Below are 20,226 nucleotides of genomic sequence, written 5' to 3' on the forward strand. Positions count from 1 at the left end.
AATGAGGTATTGCAGGCTGCATGCCAGTTTTTTCATTGAAAATTATTCAATAAAATCAATAGCTTATGAGTACTTAAAATTCAGTGACGGACGCATCCTGCACGATGGGTCGTCTACGGTCGTGCGGAATGCACGATTATTTCGTAGGAGATTTCATTCTTATGGAATTGAGAGCACGTCCTGGATGTCAGAAAAGTACGCAGGGAATCCTCTGCAAATCGGTGATTGTTTAAAAACTCAACAAAATCAATGGATTGGCCGTTAAGGCAGGAGAGAGCTACCCTCCTATGGCTCGCATCGTTCAGAATCAACCATGCAACTTGCCCGATTTTTCCGGGACTAACCCAAGATCAATCACTATGGAGCGTAGGAAAAATGGAATCTGCCACTGAGCATCAAGGCCGCATTCTGCTGGTGGACGATGAGTCCGCCATCCTGCGAACCTTTCGTTACTGCCTCGAAGACGAAGGTTACACAGTGGCCACCGCCAACAGCGCGGCTCAGGCCGAGGCATTGTTGCAACGTCAGGTGTTTGACCTGTGCTTCCTTGATTTGCGTCTGGGTGAGGACAACGGTCTCGACGTGCTGGCGCAGATGCGCATTCAGGCGCCGTGGATGCGCGTGGTCATTGTCACCGCCCACTCGGCGGTTGATACCGCAGTGGACGCGATCCAGGCGGGCGCCGCCGATTATCTGGTCAAACCGTGCAGCCCCGACCAGTTGCGCCTGGCCACCGCCAAACAACTGGAAGTGCGTCAGCTCTCGGCGCGTCTGGAAGCCCTCGAAGGCGAGATCCGCAAACCCAAGGACGGCCTCGACTCCCACAGCCCGGCGATGAAAGTCGTGCTGGAAACTGCGCGGCAGGTCGCCGGTACCGACGCCAACATCCTTATTCTTGGCGAATCCGGCACAGGTAAGGGCGAACTGGCTCGCGCCATTCATGGCTGGAGCAAGCGCGAGAAAAAATCCTGCGTGACCATCAACTGCCCGTCGTTGACTGCGGAACTGATGGAGAGCGAGCTGTTCGGCCACAGTCGCGGTGCGTTTACCGGCGCCAGTGAGAGCACCTTGGGTCGAGTTAATCAGGCGGACGGCGGCACGCTGTTTCTCGATGAGATCGGCGATTTTCCGCTAACTTTGCAACCCAAGTTGCTGCGTTTTATTCAGGACAAGGAATACGAGCGGGTAGGGGATCCAGTGACCCGCCGCGCCGATGTGCGGATTCTCGCCGCGACCAACCTCAATCTTGAGGACATGGTGCGCGACGGGCGCTTCCGTGAAGACCTGCTGTATCGCCTCAATGTGATCACCCTGCATCTGCCGCCATTGCGCGAACGTGCCGAGGACATCCTGACCCTGGCCGACCGCTTTCTCGCGCGCTTCGTCAAAGAGTACGCGCGCCCGGCACGGGGCTTTAGTGACGAGGCGCGCGAGGCGCTGCTGGGTTATCGCTGGCCAGGCAACATCCGAGAGCTGCGTAACGTGGTGGAACGGGCCAGCATCATCTGCCCGCAGGAACGCGTGGAAATCAGCCACCTCGGGATGGCCGAGCAACCGGCGAACAACGCACCGCGAGTCGGTGCCGCGCTGAGCCTCGATGAACTGGAAAAAGCCCACATCGGCGCGGTGCTGGCAACGGCAGGCACCCTTGATCAGGCGGCGAAAACCTTGGGCATCGACGCGTCGACCCTGTATCGCAAGCGCAAGCAGTACAACCTGTGAGCGCCCGACGATGAAACTGGCGATGAAGTTGCGCACTCGCTTGTTTCTGAGCATCTCTGCGCTGATCACGGTCGCCTTGCTCGGGCTATTGCTCGGGCTGGTCAGCGTGATGCAGATGGCCGGTACTCAGGAAGCAACGATCCGCAGCAACTTCGTGACCCTCGACCTGGGGCTCAAACTGCGCCAGACCCTCGGCGATCAACTGGTGCTGATGCTGGCCGAAAAGCCCGACCCGGCCGCGTTCGAAGCGTCAAAGCAGCACTACCTGCAATTGCTGGATGAAGGCATTTCCCAAGAGGCAGAGAGTGATGGCCGACAGTACGGGTTTACCCAGGCCAAGGCTGACTACCTGAGTTTTCTCCAGGCGTTCGAGATGTCGCGTGATCCGGGCAATGTGCTCAGTGGCAACAGCGACCTCAGGGAACGCTTCAACACCTTGCGCAACGGTTTGATTACCGAGCACAAGCACGCACTGGACAACATCAACGCAGTGCAGCATGACGCCCGGGAAAGGGCTCTGCTGGTCTCCGGTCTGCTCGGGCTGGTGGGATTGGCGGTGCTGATCATCGGCTTCGTCACCGCGCACGCCATTGCCCGGCGTTTTGGCGCGCCCATCGAGGCGCTGGCCAAAGCGGCGGACAACATCGGCCAAGGCAATTTCGAAGTGACGCTGCCGATTTCCTCGGCGATGGAAATGAACCAGCTGACCAAGCGCTTCGGGCTGATGGCCGAGGCGCTGCGCGAGCATCAGGCGACTAACGTGGACGAATTGCTGGCCGGTCAGCAACGCCTGCAGGCGGTGCTCGACAGCATCGACGACGGCTTGTTGATGATCGACCGTGAAGGGCATCTGGAACACCTCAATCCAGTGGCTCAGCGTCAGTTGGGTTGGGACAGTGACCGTCTCGGCCAAGGCCTGGGCACCGCGCTCGAGCGCCCGGAGCTCGACGCGCAACTGCAACTGGTGCTGCGCGGCGGCACCCTTGAGCGCGCCCCGGAAGATTTGAGCATTGAAGTCGATGGCGAATCGCGCTTGCTGACCTACAGCTTGACCCCGGTCAGTCACATCCAGGGGCATATTCTGGGGGCGGTGATGGTGCTGCACGATGTCACCGAGCAACGCGCCTTCGAGCGCGTGCGCAGCGAGTTCGTGCTGCGCGCCTCCCACGAGCTGCGTACGCCGGTCACCGGCATGCACATGGCGTTCGGCCTTTTTCGCGAACGTGCGAAGTTCCCCCCGGAGTCACGCGAGGCGGACCTGCTCGACACGGTCAACGAAGAGATGCAGCGCTTGATGCAGTTGATCAACGACTTGCTCAACTTCTCGCGCTATCAGAACGGCTTGCAGAAACTCACCCTGGCGCCGTGCTCCATCGAAGATTTGCTGGAGCAGGCGCAGTCGCGCTTCGCCGATTGCGCTGCGGGCAAAGGCATTGCCCTGAGCGTCGAAGTGCAAGGGCCGTTGCCGCGTCTGCAGGCCGATCAGGCACAGCTTGAGCGGGTGCTCGACAACCTGATCGACAACGCTCTGCGCCATACCGCCCGCGACGGCCAGATTCGCCTGCAGGCACGGCGGCATGGCGAACGGGTGATCATTAGCGTCGAAGACAACGGCGAAGGCATTGCCTACGGTCAGCAGGGGCGGATATTCGAGCCGTTCGTGCAGGTCGGGCGCAAGAAGGGTGGCGCCGGGCTGGGTCTGGCGCTGTGCAAGGAAATCGTCCAGCTGCATGGCGGGCGGATGGGCGTCTATTCGCGGCCGGGGCAGGGCACGCAGTTCTACATGGCGCTGGCGGTCTAGGCTTCGTCGTCCAGGCGGCGCCCGGTGAGGCGCCGCCCACGGGTGATCAGTTCGATGAACTGCACCGCACTCAGGGCCTGGGCGAACAGCCAGCCCTGACCGAACTTGACCCCCTCACTGCTGAGAAACACGGCTTGCGCTTCGTGCTCGATGCCTTCGGCAATCACTTTCAACTCCAGAGCCTGCGCCATGTGAATGATGTGCGGCGCAACGCCGCTGCTAGCCGCATCATGGCCGAGCGCGTCGATGAAGGCCTTGTCGATCTTCAGGCAATCCACCGGCAGCGTCTGCAGATAGGCGAGGCTGCAATAACCGGTACCGAAATCATCGATCAGCACTTGATGGCCGACATCGCGCAAGGCTTGCAGGTTCTCCCGCGCCACCACCACGTCGATCAGTCCGCGCTCGGTGACTTCAAAGGCAATCTGTCGCGCGGCGACCCGGTGCAGCGTCAGCAGCCTGGCCATGACCTGGCCGATGCGCGGCACCATCACGTCGCAGGCGGCGAGGTTGACCGAAATGTACAGCTGCGGATTGGCGCGCAGCACCGGTCCCAGTTGTTCCAGCAGCCGTTGCAGGACAAAGTCTGTCATCTGCCGGATCTGCCCGGTGTTTTCCGCCAATGGAATGAACAGATCGGGACTGGTCAGCGTGCCGTCCGGGCGACGCCAGCGCAGCAGGGCTTCGGCGCCTACGCAATTGCGGCTATCGAGATCGAAGATCGGCTGATACAACACTTGCAGCTCGCCACGTCGAATGGCGCCCTGGAGTTCGGCGTCCAGTGACTGACGCTGGCGCACCAGCAAAAACACAAAGAACCCGACAAACGCCCCCAGCAGCAGGCAGATCGGCACCATCCACCACCAGACGCTGGGAATATGCATGCCGCTGCGCGGGGTGATCAGCACCAACTGGTATTCCGGATTGTTGGTTGGCATGCGGTAGATCAGCCGTGACTGGGTGACTTGCAGGGGCGCGCGGCTTTTGGGTGGCCACGCTTCGGTTGGTGGCCACGTCTGCGCGGTGCCCAGCACCGGAATCGCCCGTTTGCCGTGGTCCAGCACCACCAGCAGGCTGCTGTCCGGCGGCAGGTCGACCATGTCGGTCAAATGCCCGCGTGATGTCGCCACGCGAAAATTGCCGCGCCCGAGCATCAGCGCAGCACGGTTTTCATCCGGTTCGGTGGTGGTGTTGAGCCAGTAGCTGTAGGTCGGTCCTTTGATATCCGGTGCGCGAACCACCGACAGTCCTTCCTGGCGGGGCCGGTTGGAGCATATCCGCGCACCATCCATGTAGGCCGCTTCATAGACGAAGCGATAGTTGAAGGTGACTTGTTGCAGGGTGGCGATCATTTCCTCGTCGCAACTGCGCAGCGGCTGCGCTTCGAGGTCATCGAGGCTTTCGCGCAGTTGTCCGAACAGCTGCTCAAGGCGTGCCAGAAAGCGCTCGCCCTGGGTGTTCATTTCCTGGCTTTCGTTCTGTTCGATCTGGCGCATGGCGACGAACATTCCGCCGGCTATCAGCAATGCCGCACTGAAGACAGCCGCGATCATCGCCAAAAACCACGGGCGATAAAACCAGCTACGCAGCGTCGCTCGGGTAGCAACCATCATGGAATATCCGAAGAATTACCAATGAGTTATAGCTGCTGATTACGCTTTCGCCCTGACCGTCGGGCGGGCGTCATTATTTTGTCTGATTGAGGACCTGCAACAACGCTGCTGTTTGCGCGTCCGGTATACCGTCGAAGCGTGAAGGGCGAAAGTGCATCTGGAACGCTGCCAGGACATGGCGAGTCGCGACGTCCAGCTCGCCGGTCTGCGGGGTGTCGTAACCGACGCGCGCCAGTTGTTCCTGGAACCAGCTGATGCTTGGCAGTTCGGCGTTGAACTGCACTTGCTGCCGAGCCACCGCTTGTTCATTGGGCCATACGCCCAGGCCCTCGGCGGCCAGGCGTTTCCATGGGAACAAGGGCCCCGGGTCGAGTTTGCGCAGGGGCGCGATGTCGCTGTGGCCAATGATATGGCGCGGGCTGATGCCCTGGCGCTGGCTGATGTCCTTGAGCAGAACGATCAGCGATTGAATCTGCGCTTCGCTGTACGGGTACCACAGGCGCCCGGTCGGCGTGTCCTTGAAGCCCGGATTGACGATTTCGATGCCGATCGAGCTGGAGTTTAGCCAGGTACGGCCCTGCCACTGGCTCTCGCCGGCGTGCCAGGCGCGCTGGTTTTCATCCATCAGTTTGTAGATGGTGCCGCCCTTGTCGTCGCCGATCAGATAGTGGCTGCTGACTTCGCCGTGGGTCAGCAGTTGCAGCGAGCGGGCGAGGGAAGCGGAGGTGTAGTGCACGATCACGAACTGCACGCGGCTGTCGTGATTGGCCGAAGGGTGGCTGGTGTCATAACGCGGGCCGCTGGCACAACCGGCCAGAACGAGCAGCGACGCGAGGAGGGTAAAAAATTTCATGGCAGAAGGCAGTACGCGCAAGACAATAATGCAACAGTGTAACGTACTGCCTTGCGTATCGACGCCTGACGGGCTGATTTAAACAAATTGGAACAACTTGCTCAGCCCAGTTCGACCCGGTTACGTCCGCCGTTTTTCGCTCGGTACAACGCCTGATCGGCTCTTTTAAGCACCAGATCGCTGTGTTCTCCCGGCTTGAACGACGCCAGTCCCATGGAAATGGTGATCGTCACTCGTTCACCCTTGAAGTGAAACGGACACGCTTCGATGGCCGCCCGCAGGGTTTCCAGCAATTTGGCGCCGACGGCCGGCGTGGTGGCTGGCAGCAGCAAAACGAATTCCTCTCCGCCGAAGCGAGCAATGAAATCCGCCCCACGCAGACGTTTGCGCAGCACCGTGGCGATGATTTTCAATACCTTGTCGCCCGCCAGATGGCCGTAGTTGTCGTTGATGCGCTTGAAATGATCAAGGTCTAGCATCGCCAGGCTCAAGGTGTTGCCGTGTTGTTGCCATTGCCTGATCTCGTGTTCCAGCCGTTCGCTCCAGGCAGCGCGGTTGGGCAGGCCGGTCAACGGGTCGATCAGGGCTTTCTGTCGCTGTTCTTCCAGATGTTCGCGAAAGCCCAGGGCTTCCTGCTCCATGTGCGCCACACGTTCGGCCAGGCCTTTGAGACGTGCCGCCACTTCCTGCTCGCGGGCATCGCGTTGTTGCTGATGCTGGTCCATGGTACCGAGCAGGCCTTCGAGATGGTTCTCCAGCACTCGCTTGAGATCATCCAGATCGGCTGCTTCCTGCACGCTGGTTTGCAAGCCGTCGACTTGCTCGCGAATCTGCGTGTCCATCGCCCGGGCTGCCGAGCTGTTGTCGGCATGGCCCTCGCTGGCGGCCTGCAAATTGCTTTGGAATGCTTCTAGGCGTTCGTTGAGCCGCTGCAGATAGGCTTCGAATTCGTGTTGGCCGCTGTCGGTGATTGCCAGCATCAAGGTGGCAAGGTCGTCGAGAATGGGCAGAAGTTCGTACCAGTTCAGGCCATTTTTCAAACGATCACGCATGGCCTCGGCTTGAGGGCGATGGCGCTCTGGCAAGGTTAGGTCGTCGAGCAGCCCGATCAGCGTGTCTTCGATGTGTTTGGCCACCGAGCTGTAGGATGGCTCCGGCGAATCGGGCAGGGCGTAAAGAATGTCTTGCTCGGGCTGCTCCGGATCGATGGCAGCCAAGGCTTGGGCAATCGGGGCCGGCAGGGGCAGGCTGTCGAGGAGCAAGGGGGCCGGGGCGTCGCCCGGGTGGATCAACTCGTCAGGGTTGATCGCCGCAGTGAGGGCTGGTGGCGCAAGCGGCAGGGCCAGAGGTTCGAGGGGCGGTTTGAGTTCAGGCAGTGGTTCGGGTGCCGTCTCGATGGCAATGACCGGCGGCACAAACGAAAGCACAGGCGATTCGGCCTGCGGTTGCGCTGCAGGTGCCTGTTGAGGGCTTGCCTCTGCCGGTTGCAACAGCGGCGCGGCGCTGACCGGTGCCGGAGTCGGTTCGCCTGTTGGCGTCTGTGCGGGCTCGACATCAGGTTCAGTGTTGGCTGAGGGCGGCGCTGATATTGGCGCAGGCGCTTGAGCTTGCTCCGGGCCTGGCGGCCCTGGCGTTTCTTCGGCTTCGCGATTACCAAACAGGCGTTGCAGAAAGCCCGGGCGGTCCGGCGCGGGTGGGGTTTCCAGCTGGCTCAACGCTTTGCCCTGCAAACCGCTGAGTTCGCTCAACAGCAACGGCATTTCCCGCGCCTGGCCGACCCGACTGTCCAGTTGCTTGGCGAATTTCTTCAGCGGCTGGGCGACTTCCCGCGGCAGCGGCAACGCTTGCAGTTGGGTAACCAGCGCGGTCAACGCGGTGCTGACCTGATCAATGCGGGTCTCGCGGCGCTGCTCGGAGTCGAGTACGGCTTTCTCCAGGCGCGGCAGCAGGGCGGCGAGGCCGGCATCCATGTCGTCGGTGCGCACCACGTCGCGCATCTCTTTCATGCACTGATCAACAACCTTGTCGGTGCCTTCAGCAGCCAGCGTACTGCGTACCAGACCGCGGCGCAGCAAGTCGAGCCGGGCGGCCCAGCGCCGTTCGAGCTTGTCCTGCTGTTCGATACTTTTGAGGTACTTCTCTTTCCAGCGCTGGGCGTCGTCGCTCATTCAGGGGTTCCGCGAGGGGCAGGACTCAACGCGGGCAATGCATCGGCCGTGAGCGAACCCGGCAGACGAATCTCTACCGCGACCGGCAGGTGATCGGAAATGGGTTGGGCCAGCACTTCGACCTTTTCCAGAGTCAGGGTCGGGCTGAGCAAAATATGATCCAGGCATCGCTGCGGCCGCCAGCTGGGAAACGTGGCTTGCATCTGCGGGGCCAGCAGGCCGAGATCGCGTAACGGTGACTGTTGTAGCAGATCGCTGGCGTGGGTGTTCATGTCGCCCATCAATACCTGGTGCTTGTAGCCACCGATCAGGTCCCGAATGTAGGCCAGTTGCAGGCTGCGCACCCGGGCGCCGAGGGCCAGGTGCATCATCACTACCACCAGCGCTTCCGGGCCTTCGCCAAAGCGCAGCAGGATCGCGCCGCGACCTTTCGGGCCCGGCAGCGGATGGTCTTCGATCGCCCACGGTTTCAGTCGGCTGAGCACGCCATTGCTGTGCTGGGCCAGCCGGCCGAGGTTGCGATTGAGTTGTTGATACCAGTAAGGGAAGGCGCCGAGGTGGGCCAGGTGTTCGACCTGATTGACGTAGCCTGAGCGCAGGCTGCCGCCATCGGCTTCCTGCAGGGCGACCAGGTCGAAGTCGCCAAGCAGGTCGCCGATCTTCTGCAGATTGCCTGAGCGCCCGGTGTGCGGCAGCAGGTGCTGCCAGCTGCGGGTCAGGTAATGCCGATAGCGTTCGGTGCTGATGCCGACCTGGATGTTGAAGCTGAGCAAGCGCAGACGATGGTCTGCGGGCAGGCCCGTGGACTCCAGGTGATGCTCGTTGACCTGTGGATCATGCAGGCCAACGATGCGTTCGGTGCCCCAGCGGCGCATGGCGATTACCGCGCTTAGTTGGCAGCTGCCTTGTTGGCCGCTCGCTCTTTGGCGACCAGTTGATCAGCCAGCTTCAAGGCTTCTTCCGCACCACCGGCAGAGCCGATGTCGAAGCGGTATTTGCCGTTGACGATCATGGTTGGAACGCCAGTGATTTCATATTTCTTGGCCAGCTCACGCGCCTTGACGATCTGCCCTTTGATCGCGAACGAGTCAAAGGTGGCGAGGAACTTGTCCTTGTCCACGCCTTGTGTGGCGAGGAAGTCAGCCATGTCGTTCTTGTCGGTCAGCTTCTTGTGTTCTTTCTGGATCGCATTGAATACCGCAGCGTGAACCTTGTGCTCGACGCCCATTGCTTCCAGGGTCAGGAACATTTGACCGTGAGCATCCCACGGGCCACCGAACATGGCAGGAATGCGCACGAAGTTGACGTCCGACGGCAGTTTTTCAACCCAGGGATTGATCACCGGCTCGAACGCGTAGCAATGCGGGCAGCCGTACCAGAACAGCTCCACGACTTCGATCTTGCCAGGCTCTGCCACTGGCACCGGGTTGGCCAGTTCGACATAAGGGGCAGCGGGTGCTTCGGCGGCCTGGGCGGTCACGCCGAACAGGCTGGCAGCGACGAGAGCGGCACTGATGATCAGATTACGCATGCTTTACTCCTGGACAATTTTGGTCGCCTCGCGCGACCTGTTTTCAGACAGATCCTGGCGGGCATGAGTTCTGTAGTGTAACGGCAGCGGCCACAAAAAAGGGCGGCCAAAGCCACCCTTTTTATACTTGCTGCGACGGATTAATCGAGCGTTAACGTTGCAGGAGATGTCCATCACCGGTAACGCTCGATGCAGGGCGGTTAGTGCAGGCCCTGAATGTAGCTGGCGACCGCAGCAATGTCTTCGTCGCTGAGTTTGCGTGCGATGGTGCGCATCGGCATGGAATCGCCGTCGTTGGCGCGACCGCCTTCTTCCTTGCGGAAGTCGGTCAGCTGTTTGGCGATGTATTGAGCGTGTTGGCCTCCCAGGTGCGGGAAGCCGGCGGCGGCGTTGCCGGCACCGTTCGGCGAGTGGCAGCCGGTGCAGGCTGGCAGGCCTTTGTCCAGGTTGCCGCCACGGAACAGGGCTTCACCACGGGCGACGATTTTTGGATCGGCGGCGCCGACGCTGCCCTTCTGACTGGCAAAGTAGGCGGCAATATCGGCCAGGTCCTGATCGCTCAGGTTGGTCAGCAGGCCCGTCATTTCCAGAACCTGGCGTTTGCCCGACTTGATGTCATGCAACTGCTTGTCGAGGTAACGTTCACCTTGACCGGCCAGTTTCGGGAAGTTGGGTGCCATGCTGTTCCCGTCCGGGCCATGGCAGGCTCCGCACACGGCAGCTTTTGCCTGGCCGGCTGCTGCATCACCTGCAGCATGGGCGATGCCGGAGATTCCCACGGTCAACAGCAGACTCACGATCAATTTGTTCATCAGCTAATCCAACTACGGCTAAGGGTTAAGAGTTATGGACCGGGTTTACTCTCGCTCATCCAAAGGATGATGGCCTGGTAATCCTCGGCACTGCAGTCCATGCACAAACCACGCGGCGGCATCGCCTTGAAACCCTGGGTCACGTGTTGCACCAGCGTCTCCATACCTTTCGCCAACCTCGGCGTCCAAGCTGCCTGATCGCCTCTTTCGGGCGCCATGGGTAGTTGGCCGGAATGACAGGCACCACAAACACGGTTGTACACGGCTTCCGGTTCCTGTGTAGCCTGTGCGCCGCAAAGCGGTATCAGGACTCCGGCAGCCAGCAGCCATTTCGTCATAAAACGACCTTTTCAGGGTTGAGAGCGTTCTGCGTTCTGATGCGCAATCAAGGTCTTTGGCTCTCGTGAACTTCATCCTTCGCTGGGACAAAGCACACACAAAATCTGCGGCATTATATACTGGCGTCACTGAAACGGAAGCGACACCGCGTTCCGCGCCCAATCCCGGCGCCGCCCACATCGGAAATCCCATGCAACTCAAGAATCCCATCCTCGGCCTGTGCCAACAGTCCACGTTCATGCTCAGTGCCGCCAAAGTCGATCAATGCCCTGACGACGAAGGCTTCGAAGTGGCGTTCGCCGGTCGTTCCAACGCCGGTAAATCCAGCGCGCTGAACACCCTGACTCACGCCAGCCTGGCGCGCACCTCGAAAACTCCGGGTCGCACACAGCTGTTGAACTTCTTCAAGCTAGACGATGAACGGCGTCTGGTCGACCTGCCGGGCTACGGTTATGCAAAAGTACCGATCCCGCTCAAGCAACACTGGCAGCGTCACCTCGAGGCGTACCTCGGTGGCCGCGAGAGTTTGAAGGGTTTGATTCTGATGATGGACATCCGTCATCCAATGACCGACTTCGACCTGTTGATGCTCGACTGGGCCGTTGCCGCCGGCATGCCGATGCACATTCTGCTGACCAAGGCCGACAAGCTGACCTACGGCGCCGCCAAGAACACGCTGCTCAAGGTGCAGTCGGAAATCCGCAAGGGCTGGGGTGATCAGGTGACGATCCAGCTGTTCTCCGCGCCCAAACGCATGGGCCTGGAAGAGGCCTACACTGTGTTGGCAGACTGGATGGAACTCGCGGACAAGGGTTCGGAAACAACAGCTGAATAAGAAATTTTCAAAACTGTCTGTGGTGCTGCCAGGCAAGGCAAAAGTGCGACAAAAAAGCGGAGTTTAGGGGACCTAAATGAGCATTTTTTGTTGCGCTTTTAACGCAGCATGGCTGCGCCATAGGCAGTTTTGGGGCAAAAAAAGCCCCGGACTTCATATGGGGAGGGAGAAGTTCCGGGGTTTAAGTTCCGAACCGCTAGGGCGGGGTTCAGATATCTGCCAACACTTAACACAACATAGGAGCATCGAAGGGCTTCACCAGCCATTCAGTATCTCTGAGTAGTGAGTTGTCAGATTAGTTCAGATTTTTTTCAAAAAGCTTTGGAATAAGCCCAAGCGCGATTCGAAATAAGGCCATTTCGGGCGTTTGCCGCGACAGTGTGTCGCGGCAAACGCCCGGTCCAGACGCCTTAGTGCGCCTCATCCCAGTTGTTGCCGACGCCGACTTCCACCAGCAACGGTACGTCCAGTTTCGCCGCTTCGCTCATATGCAGGCGGATTTCCTGGCTCACCTGCTCAACCAGATCCTCGCGAACCTCCAGCACCAGTTCGTCGTGTACCTGCAGGATGACCTTGGCGTCCAGCCCGGACGCTGTCAGCCAGTTATCCACCGCCACCATGGCTTTCTTGATGATGTCGGCGGCGGTGCCTTGCATCGGCGCATTGATCGCCGTGCGTTCGGCGGCGGCGCGTTCCTGCGGCTTGTTCGAGTTGATTTCCGGCAGGTACAGGCGTCGACCGAAGAAGGTCTCGACGTAACCCTGATCCGCCGCCTGCTTACGGGTGCGCTCCATGTATTCGCGCACACCCGGGTAGCGGGCGAAGTAGGTGTCGATGTAGGCCTTGGCGGTCTTGGTGTCGACGCCGATGTCCTTGCCGAGCTTCTGCGCGCCCATGCCATAGATCAGGCCGAAGTTGATCGCCTTGGCGCCACGGCGCTGGTCGGAGGTCACTTCGTTGAGCTCGACCTTGAACACTTCGGCAGCGGTGGCGGTGTGCACGTCCAGATTGTTGCGGAAGGCGTTCATCAAGCCTTCGTCCTTGGACAAGTGGGCCATGATCCGCAGTTCGATTTGCGAATAGTCCGCCGCCAGCAATTTGTAGCCTTTCGGCGCGACGAAAGCCTGGCGAATGCGGCGGCCTTCAGCGGTGCGCACTGGAATGTTCTGCAGGTTCGGATCGCTGGAAGACAAGCGTCCGGTGGACGCCACAGCCTGATGGTACGACGTGTGGATACGTCCGGTGCGCGGGTTGATCTGCTCCGGCAGGCGGTCGGTGTAAGTGCTTTTCAGCTTGCTCATGGAGCGATGCTCCATCAGCACTTTCGGCAGTCGATGATCGTCTTCGGCGAGTTTCGCCAGCACTTCCTCGGCGGTCGATGGTTGGCCCTTGGCGGTTTTCTTCAGCACCGGCAGGCCGAGTTTTTCGTAGAGGATCACGCCCAGCTGCTTCGGCGAGCCGAGGTTGAACTCTTCCCCGGCGATCTCGAACGCTTCGCGCTCCAGTGCGACCATCTTGTTGCCCAACTCGATGCTCTGGATGCCGAGCAGCTCGGCGTCGACGAACGCGCCCTGACGCTCGATGCGCGCCAACACCGGTACCAGCGGGATTTCGATGTCGGTCAGGACGCTGGCCAGGCTCGGGATCGCGCTGAGTTTTTCAAACAGAGTCTGATGCAGACGCAGGGTGATGTCGGCGTCTTCGGCGGCATATGGGCCGGCCTGCTCCAGAGCGATCTGGTCGAAGGTCAGCTGTTTGGCGCCTTTGCCGGCGATGTCCTGAAAACTCACAGTGGTGTGATCCAGGTACTTCTGCGCAAGGCTGTCCATGTCGTGGCGGGTGGCGGTGGAGTTGAGTACGTAGGACTCAAGCATGGTGTCGAAGGCAATCCCGCGCACATTGATGCCTTGGCTCTGATCGCCGCCAATGGCGCAGTTGGCCAGAATGTTCATGTCGAACTTGGCGTGCTGGCCGACCTTGAGTTTGTTCGGGTCTTCCAGGATCGGCTTCAGCGCGCGCAGCACAGTGTCGCGATCCAGTTGCTCGGGCACGCCGATGTAGGAGTGGGTCAGCGGGATATAGGCCGCTTCGTTGGCCTGCACCGCGAACGACAGACCGACCAATTGCGCCTGTTGCGCGTCGATGCCTGTGGTTTCGGTGTCGAAGGCGAACAGCCTGGCGTTGTTCAGTTTTTCCAGCCAGACATCGAAACGCGCCTGATCGAGGATGGTTTCGTAAGCGGCTTCGGCAGGGGCGGCGGGCACTTCGGCTGGCGGCGCGCTAAACAGATCGCCAGCCGGCGCAGGCTCGGCGGCTGCGCTCAGCTCCTGGCGCTTGGCGTCGCGATCGAGGTCATTCAGCCAGCTCTTGAATTCCAGCAGGGTGTACAGCTCGTAGAGCTTGGCCGGGTCTTCCGGGCCCATTTGCAGGTCATCGAGGCCAATGTCCAGCGGCACGTCGACCTTGATGGTAGCCAGTTGATAGGAGAGGAAGGCCATCTCCTTGTGCTCTTCAAGCTTGGCCGGCAGAGTCTTGGCCCCGCGAATCGGCAGGGTCGGGACGATGTCGAGGTTTGCATAAAGCTCGGTGAGGCCGCCGTTAACGCCGACCAGCAGGCCGGACGCGGTCTTCGGGCCGATGCCGGGAACGCCCGGGATGTTGTCGGAAGAATCGCCCATCAGTGCCAGATAATCGATGATCTGCTCCGGAGCGACGCCGAATTTCTCCTTTACGCCCTCAACGTCCATCGAGCTACCGGACATGGTGTTGACCAAGGTAATGTGGCCGTCGACCAGTTGCGCCATGTCCTTGTCGCCGGTGGAGATGATCACCGGGCGAGCGGCTGCCGCGCTGCTGCGGGCGAGGGTGCCGATCACGTCGTCTGCCTCGACGCCCTCCACGCACAACAGCGGGAAGCCGAGAGCAATCACGCTCTGGTGCAGCGGCTCGATCTGCACGCGCATGTCGTCGGGCATGCTGGGGCGATTGGCCTTGTATTCGGCGTACATCTCATCGCGAAACGTCCCGCCCTTGGCATCGAAAACCACGGCGAACGGGCTGTCCGGATACTGCTTGCGCAGACTCTTGAGCATGTTCAGCACACCTTTGACCGCACCGGTCGGCAGGCCTTTGGAGGTGGTCAGCGGTGGCAGTGCATGGAAAGCGCGGTACAGGTAAGACGAACCGTCCACCAGGACGAGGGGGGCTTGGCTCATGAGCAGAATCAACCTTTTCGGCGGGCCCGGCGCTAGAATAGCGGGACCGTTGACGACAAAGGGACAAGGTTATCATGCGTACGTTAAATCGCTTGCTGCTGGTCGGTTTGATTGCTGTCTCACCATTGGCCGCGATGGCGGCGGATGATGCGCCGTCGAAGGAGCCGGAAGTTACCATTAACACGCACACCGAGGGCGACAAGGTCATTCAGGAATACAGCCGCAGTGGCTTCGTGTATGCGATCAAGGTCACGCCGAAGGGCGGCAAACCGTATTTCCTGGTGCGCGCCGATGGTTCGGACGTGAACTACATCCGTTCCGACCAGCCGGATATGCTGATTCCGTCGTGGGAAATCTTTACCTGGAAGTAAGATTCCTGACTTTTTAATCGGCGCCGCTTGATCGCGGCGCCCGAACTGAGCAGTTTTTAACCATGTCTGTGTTCACCCCCCTGGCTCGGCCAGAGCTGGAAACCTTTCTTGCCCCTTACGGGCTTGGCCGTCTGCTTGATTTCCAGGGGATCGCCGCCGGCAGCGAAAACACCAACTTCTTTATCAGCCTGGAGCAGGGCGAATTCGTCCTGACCCTGGTCGAACGTGGGCCGGTGCAGGAAATGCCGTTCTTCATCGACCTGCTCGACGTGTTGCACGAGGCTGATCTGCCGGTGCCCTACGCGCTGCGCACCACTGACGGCGTGGCATTGCGTGAGCTCAAGGGCAAGCCGGCGCTGCTGCAACCACGGCTGTCCGGCAAGCACATCAAGGTCGCCAACGCCCAGCATTGCGCGCAGGTCGGTGAGTTGCAGGCGCATCTGCACCTGGCGACCCAGGGCGAGCGCATGATCAAGCGCAAGACCGATCGTGGCCTGGACTGGATGCTGGAGGAGGGTAACGAGTTCCTCTCGCACTTGAGTGACGAGCCGCGTGCGCTGCTGCACAAGGCGCTGGATGAAATCACCCTGCAGAAAGACAAAATTCTTGCGTTGCCACGGGCGAACATTCATGCCGATCTGTTCCGCGACAATGCGATGTTCGAAGGCACGCACCTGACCGGGTTGATCGATTTTTACAACGCCTGCTCGGGGCCGATGCTCTACGACGTGGCGATCGCATTGAATGACTGGTGTTCGGACGAGGATGGCCTGATTGATGGTCCGCGTGCCCGCGCATTCCTTGGCGCCTATGCGGCGCTGCGTCCGTTCACTGCCGCTGAAGCTGAACTCTGGCCGACCATGCTGCGCGTGGCCTGTGTGCGGTTCTGGCTGTCACGGTTGATCGCCGCCGAGCAGTTTGCCGGGCAGGACGTGCTGATTCATGATCCACGGGAATTTGAGTTGCGGTTGGCGCAGCGGCAGCAGGTCAGCACCCCTCTACCGTTCGCGCTTTAAATTGTGGCGAGCGAGCTTGCTCGCGCTGGGTTGCGAAGCAGCCCCAAAATTCTGGCAATCAGTCTGATTTTTGTGAGTGCTGCGCACTCAAGCGGGAGCAAGCTCCCTCGCCACAGGTTTTGCGTTGCTACAACGATTCCAGGCAGCCGGCCAAATCGTTGCCCAACTTCTCCAGTACCTGCTCATACCCCTGAGCGGTCGCTGGCGTATAGCCACCCAGCGCATCCAGCTCCGCCAGCTTCACCGGCAGGCCCGCCACCAGGGTTTCCGCCAGGCGTGGACGCAGTGGCGGTTCGCTGAACACACAGGTCTTGCCCACTTCCTGCAGGCGTTTGCGCATCGCGGCGACATGTTGCGCGCCCGGTTGCACTTCGGCGGCCACGCTGAACACGCCAGTGTGTTTCAGGCCGTAAGCATCTTCGAAATAGTCGAAGGCTTCGTGGAATACGAAATACGGCTTGCCTTCAACGCTGGTCAGACGCTGCTTCAGCCGCGCGTCCAACGCATCGAGACGCTCATCGAAGGCCTTGGCGTTGCGCTGATAGCGTTCGGCGTTGGCCGGATCGGCAGCGCTGAGGTCGGCAGCCATTTTCCCGGCAATGACTCGGGCGTTGACCGGCGATAGCCACAAATGCGCGTCCAGCGTACCCGGACGATGATCGTGATCATGCTCGTCGGCGTCTTCGGCGTGGGAATGGCTGTCTTCGGCAAAGCGGCGCAATTTCATGCCCGGCAGATCCTGCACGGCGACGCTCGGCAGCGTTCGACCGTTCAGCACACGCGGCAGGAAACCTTCCATGTCCGGGCCGATCCAGTACAGCAGGTCCACCGATTGCACCTTGCGCACGTCGGACGGGCGTAGTGCGTAGTTATGCGGCGAAGCACCCGGCGGCAGCAGCACTTCCGGGATGGCCACACCGTCCTGGACCGCTGCAGCGATCAACTGCAACGGTTTGATGCTGGTGAGAACCTTGACCTCGGCCTGAGCCGAACCGATCAGCAGAAAACTGGCGACAAAAGCCACAAAAACAGAAAAAAGTCGGGACACGATGACCACTCAAGGAGGCGAGAACGGGTAACATAATAACGTCTCTATCAAAACTCGTCGCCGCCCATGCCTATTACACCGATTGCCAGCCGTCCCCACGACCACTCTCATTGCGTGCACAGCGCACTGACCGAGGCCGATACCTTGTGCGCCCAGAAAGGCCTGCGCCTGACTGCGCTGCGCCGGCGGGTGCTGGAACTGGTGTGGCAGAGCCACAAGCCACTGGGCGCTTATGACATTCTCGCGGTACTGAGCGAGCAGGACGGCCGTCGCGCCGCGCCGCCAACCGTATACCGCGCGCTGGATTTCCTGCTGGAAAACGGTTTGGTGCACCGCATCTCTTCACTCAACGCCTTCGTTGGCTGTGTGCATCCGGAGCATGCGCATCAGGGCCAGTTCCTGATCTGCCGCGAGTGCCACGCCGCAATCGAGCTGGAACAAAAAGCCATCAGCGACGCGATTATCCACAGCGCCAAAGACGTCGGGTTCATTGTCGAAGCGCAGACCGTCGAAGTGGTCGGCCTGTGCGCCGGTTGCCAGGGGGCTTGATGAGCAACCCGTTGATCCGTCTTCAGCACGTTGCTGTCACGTTTGCCGGGCAGACCGTGCTCGACAACATTGAGCTGAGCGTCGAGCCGGGGCAGATCGTCACCCTGATCGGCCCCAACGGCGCCGGCAAGACCACCCTCGTGCGCGCCGTACTCGGGCTGCTGAAGCCGGACAGCGGCAGCGTCTGGCGCAAGCCGAAACTGCGCGTTGGCTACATGCCGCAAAAGCTGCACGTCGACCCGACCTTGCCGCTGTCGGTGCTGCGCTTCCTGCGCCTGGTGCCCGGTGTAGACCGCCCGCGCGCGTTGGCGGCGCTGAAAGAAGTCGGTGCCGAACACGTCATCGACAGCCCGGTGCAAAGTGTTTCCGGCGGCGAAATGCAGCGTGTGTTGCTGGCCCGGGCGCTGTTGCGCGAGCCGGAACTGCTGGTGTTGGACGAGCCGGTGCAAGGCGTCGATGTCGCCGGGCAAGCCGAGCTGTACAGCCTGATCACTCGCCTGCGTGACCGTCACGGCTGCGGCGTGCTGATGGTGTCCCACGATTTGCATCTGGTGATGAGTACCACTGATCAGGTGGTTTGTCTGAATCGCCACGTCTGCTGCTCCGGGCATCCCGAGCAGGTCAGCGGCGATCCGGCGTTCGTCGAGCTGTTCGGCAAGAATGCGCCGAGCCTGGCGATCTATCACCACCATCACGACCACGCCCATGACCTGCACGGTTCGGTGGTCAAGGCGCCCGGTGCGGGCCACACCCACGTTCACGGAGACCACTGCAAGCATGGCTGATTTTCTGTTGTATGCCCTGCTTGCAGGTCTGGCACTGGCGGTGGTCGCCGGGCCGCTTGGTTCGTTTGTGGTCTGGCGGCGCATGGCCTACTTCGGCGACACTCTGTCCCACGCCGCGTTGCTGGGCGTGGCGCTGGGCTTTCTGCTGGATGTCAGCCCGACGGTCGCGGTGACCGTCGGCTGCCTGCTGCTGGCAGTGTTGCTGGTGACCTTGCAGCAGCGTCAACCGCTGGCCTCCGACACGCTGTTGGGGATTCTTGCACCGAGCACGCTCTCTCTTGGCCTGGTGGTACTAAGCTTCATGCATGAAGTGCGGATCGACCTGATGGCCTATCTGTTCGGCGACCTGCTGGCGATCAGTCCGACCGACCTGGCGTGGATCCTCGGCGGCAGCGCGGCAGTGCTGGTGTTGTTGGTGACGCTGTGGCGACCGCTGCTGGCGATCACCGTGCATGAAGAATTGGCCAAGGTCGAAGGTCTGCCGGTAGCGGGCCTGCGCATGGCGCTGATGCTGTTGATTGCGGTGGTGATCGCGGTGGCGATGAAAATCGTCGGTGTGTTGCTGATCACTTCGCTGCTGATCATCCCGGCGGCTGCGGCACAACGTCACGCCCGTTCGCCGGAGCAGATGGCGCTGGGCGCGAGCCTGCTGGGCATGCTCGCGGTGTGTGGCGGGCTGGCGCTGTCATGGTTCAAGGACACCCCGGCGGGGCCGTCCATCGTTGTGACGGCGGCCGCACTGTTTCTGCTGAGTTTTGTTCTGCCCCGTCGAGGGGTGTAGACTTGCTCGCTTTTTGCGCAATTAGAGAGTCGCAGGAATGAAGCCGTTCGCCTCCCGTTATCTGCTCCTTGTCGCATTTTCCGTGCTGCTGGGCGCCTGCCAAAGCACGCCGCCGGTGGCCGACGCCCCCGACGCGCGGGCCACGGCCATCGCACAGCTGGAGCAAAGCCTGGCCAGCAGCGAACTGGCCACCGCCGAAGACCAATTGGCCGCCTTGCAGGCACAGAACCCCAACGATCAGTCCCTTGAGCAATACCAGCGCCAGCTGGCCGAAGCCTACTTGCGCCGCAGCCAGATCGTATTGCAGAAAGGTGATGTGAATGCGGCAGCCACCGCGCTGAGCCGCGCCCGTGCCCTGATGCCCAAAGCCCCGGCGCTGACCGGTGGCGTCAATGGCGCCATCACCGAAGCCCGCAAAGCCGAGCTGGAAAAAGCCGAAGCGGCGCTGCTGGCGGCCGAAGCCAAACCGAAAGCCAAGGTCATTGATCCGACTGCCGAAAGCACCACGGTGGCGTTGAACATCAACGACAGCCGCAAACTTCGCCGGCAACTGGATGCGATCGCCGCCGATGTGGTGAATTACGAGTGCGCTGTGAGCATTCAGGCGCCGCGGACTCAGGATTACCCTTGGCTGGCGACGTTGCTGAAAAAACGTGTGAAGAAATTGAATCCGGATTTCGAGTTGAAGATTGAGAAACAGATCCTGCGCACCGTGCCGGCGCAGATGGTCTTGATTCCAGCCAAACCCTAAAAGATCGCAGCCTCCGGCAGCTCCTACAGGTGCAAG

General features: G+C 60.8%; 18 protein-coding genes. 9 read left to right on the forward strand and 9 right to left on the reverse strand.

All coding sequences use genetic code 11. The features are described from left to right. The first annotated feature begins 375 nt into the window (after window positions 1-375). Window positions 376-1,722 (forward strand): sigma-54-dependent response regulator transcription factor AlgB, encoded by a 1,347-nt coding sequence (gene algB, locus B1722_RS20350; protein ID WP_047297450.1) that lies wholly within the window; start codon window positions 376-378, stop codon window positions 1,720-1,722. A gap of 10 nt (window positions 1,723-1,732) precedes the next feature. Beyond that, on the forward strand, window positions 1,733-3,523 hold the full coding sequence (locus B1722_RS20355) for a KinB sensor domain-containing domain (RefSeq protein WP_086794093.1): 1,791 nt from the start codon (window positions 1,733-1,735) through the stop codon (window positions 3,521-3,523). On the opposite strand, the gene B1722_RS20360 is transcribed toward B1722_RS20355, so the two are convergent. The 7 genes from B1722_RS20360 to B1722_RS20390 all read right to left on the reverse strand — a co-directional run bounded on the left by B1722_RS20360 (window position 3,520) and on the right by B1722_RS20390 (window position 10,838). After that, entirely contained in the window at window positions 3,520-5,133 is a 1,614-nt protein-coding gene (locus tag B1722_RS20360; protein WP_174377010.1) for an EAL domain-containing protein, read from the reverse strand. The genes B1722_RS20355 and B1722_RS20360 overlap by 4 nt on opposite strands. Window positions 5,134-5,209: 76 nt before the next feature. Further along, window positions 5,210-5,989 (reverse strand): N-acetylmuramoyl-L-alanine amidase, encoded by a 780-nt coding sequence (locus B1722_RS20365; RefSeq protein WP_086794097.1) that lies wholly within the window; start codon window positions 5,987-5,989, stop codon window positions 5,210-5,212. Window positions 5,990-6,090: 101 nt separating this feature from the next. Further along, complete coding sequence (locus tag B1722_RS20370) at window positions 6,091-8,157, reverse strand: diguanylate cyclase (protein ID WP_086794099.1); 2,067 nt, start codon at window positions 8,155-8,157, stop codon at window positions 6,091-6,093. Beyond that, on the reverse strand, window positions 8,154-9,032 hold the full coding sequence (locus tag B1722_RS20375; protein WP_047297455.1) for an endonuclease/exonuclease/phosphatase family protein: 879 nt from the start codon (window positions 9,030-9,032) through the stop codon (window positions 8,154-8,156). Before B1722_RS20375 ends, B1722_RS20370 begins: the two co-directional genes overlap by 4 nt. A gap of 14 nt (window positions 9,033-9,046) precedes the next feature. After that, window positions 9,047-9,688 carry a thiol:disulfide interchange protein DsbA/DsbL gene (locus B1722_RS20380; protein ID WP_007962741.1) on the reverse strand — a complete coding sequence of 214 codons (642 nt, stop codon included), beginning with the start codon at window positions 9,686-9,688 and terminating at the stop codon, window positions 9,047-9,049. A gap of 200 nt (window positions 9,689-9,888) precedes the next feature. Next, the gene (locus B1722_RS20385) at window positions 9,889-10,500 is read right to left on the reverse strand and encodes a cytochrome c (RefSeq protein WP_041073681.1); all 612 of its coding nucleotides are present in this window, start codon (window positions 10,498-10,500) and stop codon (window positions 9,889-9,891) included. Between the two features lie 32 nt (window positions 10,501-10,532). Continuing rightward, on the reverse strand, window positions 10,533-10,838 hold the full coding sequence (locus tag B1722_RS20390) for a cytochrome c5 family protein (RefSeq protein WP_041073683.1): 306 nt from the start codon (window positions 10,836-10,838) through the stop codon (window positions 10,533-10,535). Between the two features lie 191 nt (window positions 10,839-11,029). On the opposite strand from B1722_RS20390, the gene yihA reads away from it, so the two are divergent. Further along, window positions 11,030-11,674 (forward strand): ribosome biogenesis GTP-binding protein YihA/YsxC, encoded by a 645-nt coding sequence (gene yihA, locus B1722_RS20395; RefSeq protein WP_086794101.1) that lies wholly within the window; start codon window positions 11,030-11,032, stop codon window positions 11,672-11,674. A 410-nt stretch (window positions 11,675-12,084) separates the two neighbouring features. Here the strand turns inward: yihA and polA are convergent, their stop codons facing one another. Then, window positions 12,085-14,889, reverse strand: coding sequence for a DNA polymerase I (gene polA / locus B1722_RS20400; RefSeq protein WP_086794103.1), 2,805 nt, complete (start codon window positions 14,887-14,889; stop codon window positions 12,085-12,087). A gap of 74 nt (window positions 14,890-14,963) precedes the next feature. Here polA and B1722_RS20405 point away from each other — a divergent pair, with 74 nt between their 5' ends. Together B1722_RS20405 and B1722_RS20410 are read left to right on the forward strand one after the other, a co-directional pair. Beyond that, the gene (locus B1722_RS20405; protein WP_041073689.1) at window positions 14,964-15,260 is read left to right on the forward strand and encodes a DUF2782 domain-containing protein; all 297 of its coding nucleotides are present in this window, start codon (window positions 14,964-14,966) and stop codon (window positions 15,258-15,260) included. Window positions 15,261-15,322: 62 nt separating this feature from the next. Further along, window positions 15,323-16,276, forward strand: coding sequence for a homoserine kinase (locus B1722_RS20410; RefSeq protein WP_041073691.1), 954 nt, complete (start codon window positions 15,323-15,325; stop codon window positions 16,274-16,276). A 127-nt stretch (window positions 16,277-16,403) separates the two neighbouring features. Here the strand turns inward: B1722_RS20410 and B1722_RS20415 are convergent, their stop codons facing one another. After that, complete coding sequence (locus tag B1722_RS20415; protein ID WP_086794136.1) at window positions 16,404-17,324, reverse strand: zinc ABC transporter substrate-binding protein ZnuA; 921 nt, start codon at window positions 17,322-17,324, stop codon at window positions 16,404-16,406. Window positions 17,325-17,390: 66 nt separating this feature from the next. Here B1722_RS20415 and B1722_RS20420 point away from each other — a divergent pair, with 66 nt between their 5' ends. Genes B1722_RS20420 through B1722_RS20435 form a run of 4 tightly spaced genes read left to right on the forward strand, consistent with a single transcriptional unit; the run spans window position 17,391 to window position 20,190 of the window. Then, on the forward strand, window positions 17,391-17,873 hold the full coding sequence (locus B1722_RS20420; RefSeq protein WP_041073695.1) for a Fur family transcriptional regulator: 483 nt from the start codon (window positions 17,391-17,393) through the stop codon (window positions 17,871-17,873). Continuing rightward, entirely contained in the window at window positions 17,873-18,658 is a 786-nt protein-coding gene (znuC, locus tag B1722_RS20425) for a zinc ABC transporter ATP-binding protein ZnuC (protein ID WP_041073697.1), read from the forward strand. The genes B1722_RS20420 and znuC overlap by 1 nt, the downstream gene beginning before the upstream one ends. After that, window positions 18,651-19,439, forward strand: coding sequence for a zinc ABC transporter permease subunit ZnuB (gene znuB, locus B1722_RS20430; RefSeq protein ID WP_041073699.1), 789 nt, complete (start codon window positions 18,651-18,653; stop codon window positions 19,437-19,439). Before znuC ends, znuB begins: the two co-directional genes overlap by 8 nt. A 37-nt stretch (window positions 19,440-19,476) precedes the next feature. Continuing rightward, window positions 19,477-20,190 carry a PA5502 family lipoprotein gene (locus tag B1722_RS20435; RefSeq protein WP_086794105.1) on the forward strand — a complete coding sequence of 238 codons (714 nt, stop codon included), beginning with the start codon at window positions 19,477-19,479 and terminating at the stop codon, window positions 20,188-20,190. The last annotated feature ends 36 nt before the right edge of the window (window positions 20,191-20,226 follow it).

Source organism: Pseudomonas sp. SCPG-7, from assembly GCF_002156405.1.
Taxonomy (GTDB): Bacteria; Pseudomonadota; Gammaproteobacteria; order Pseudomonadales; family Pseudomonadaceae; genus Aquipseudomonas; species Aquipseudomonas parakoreensis.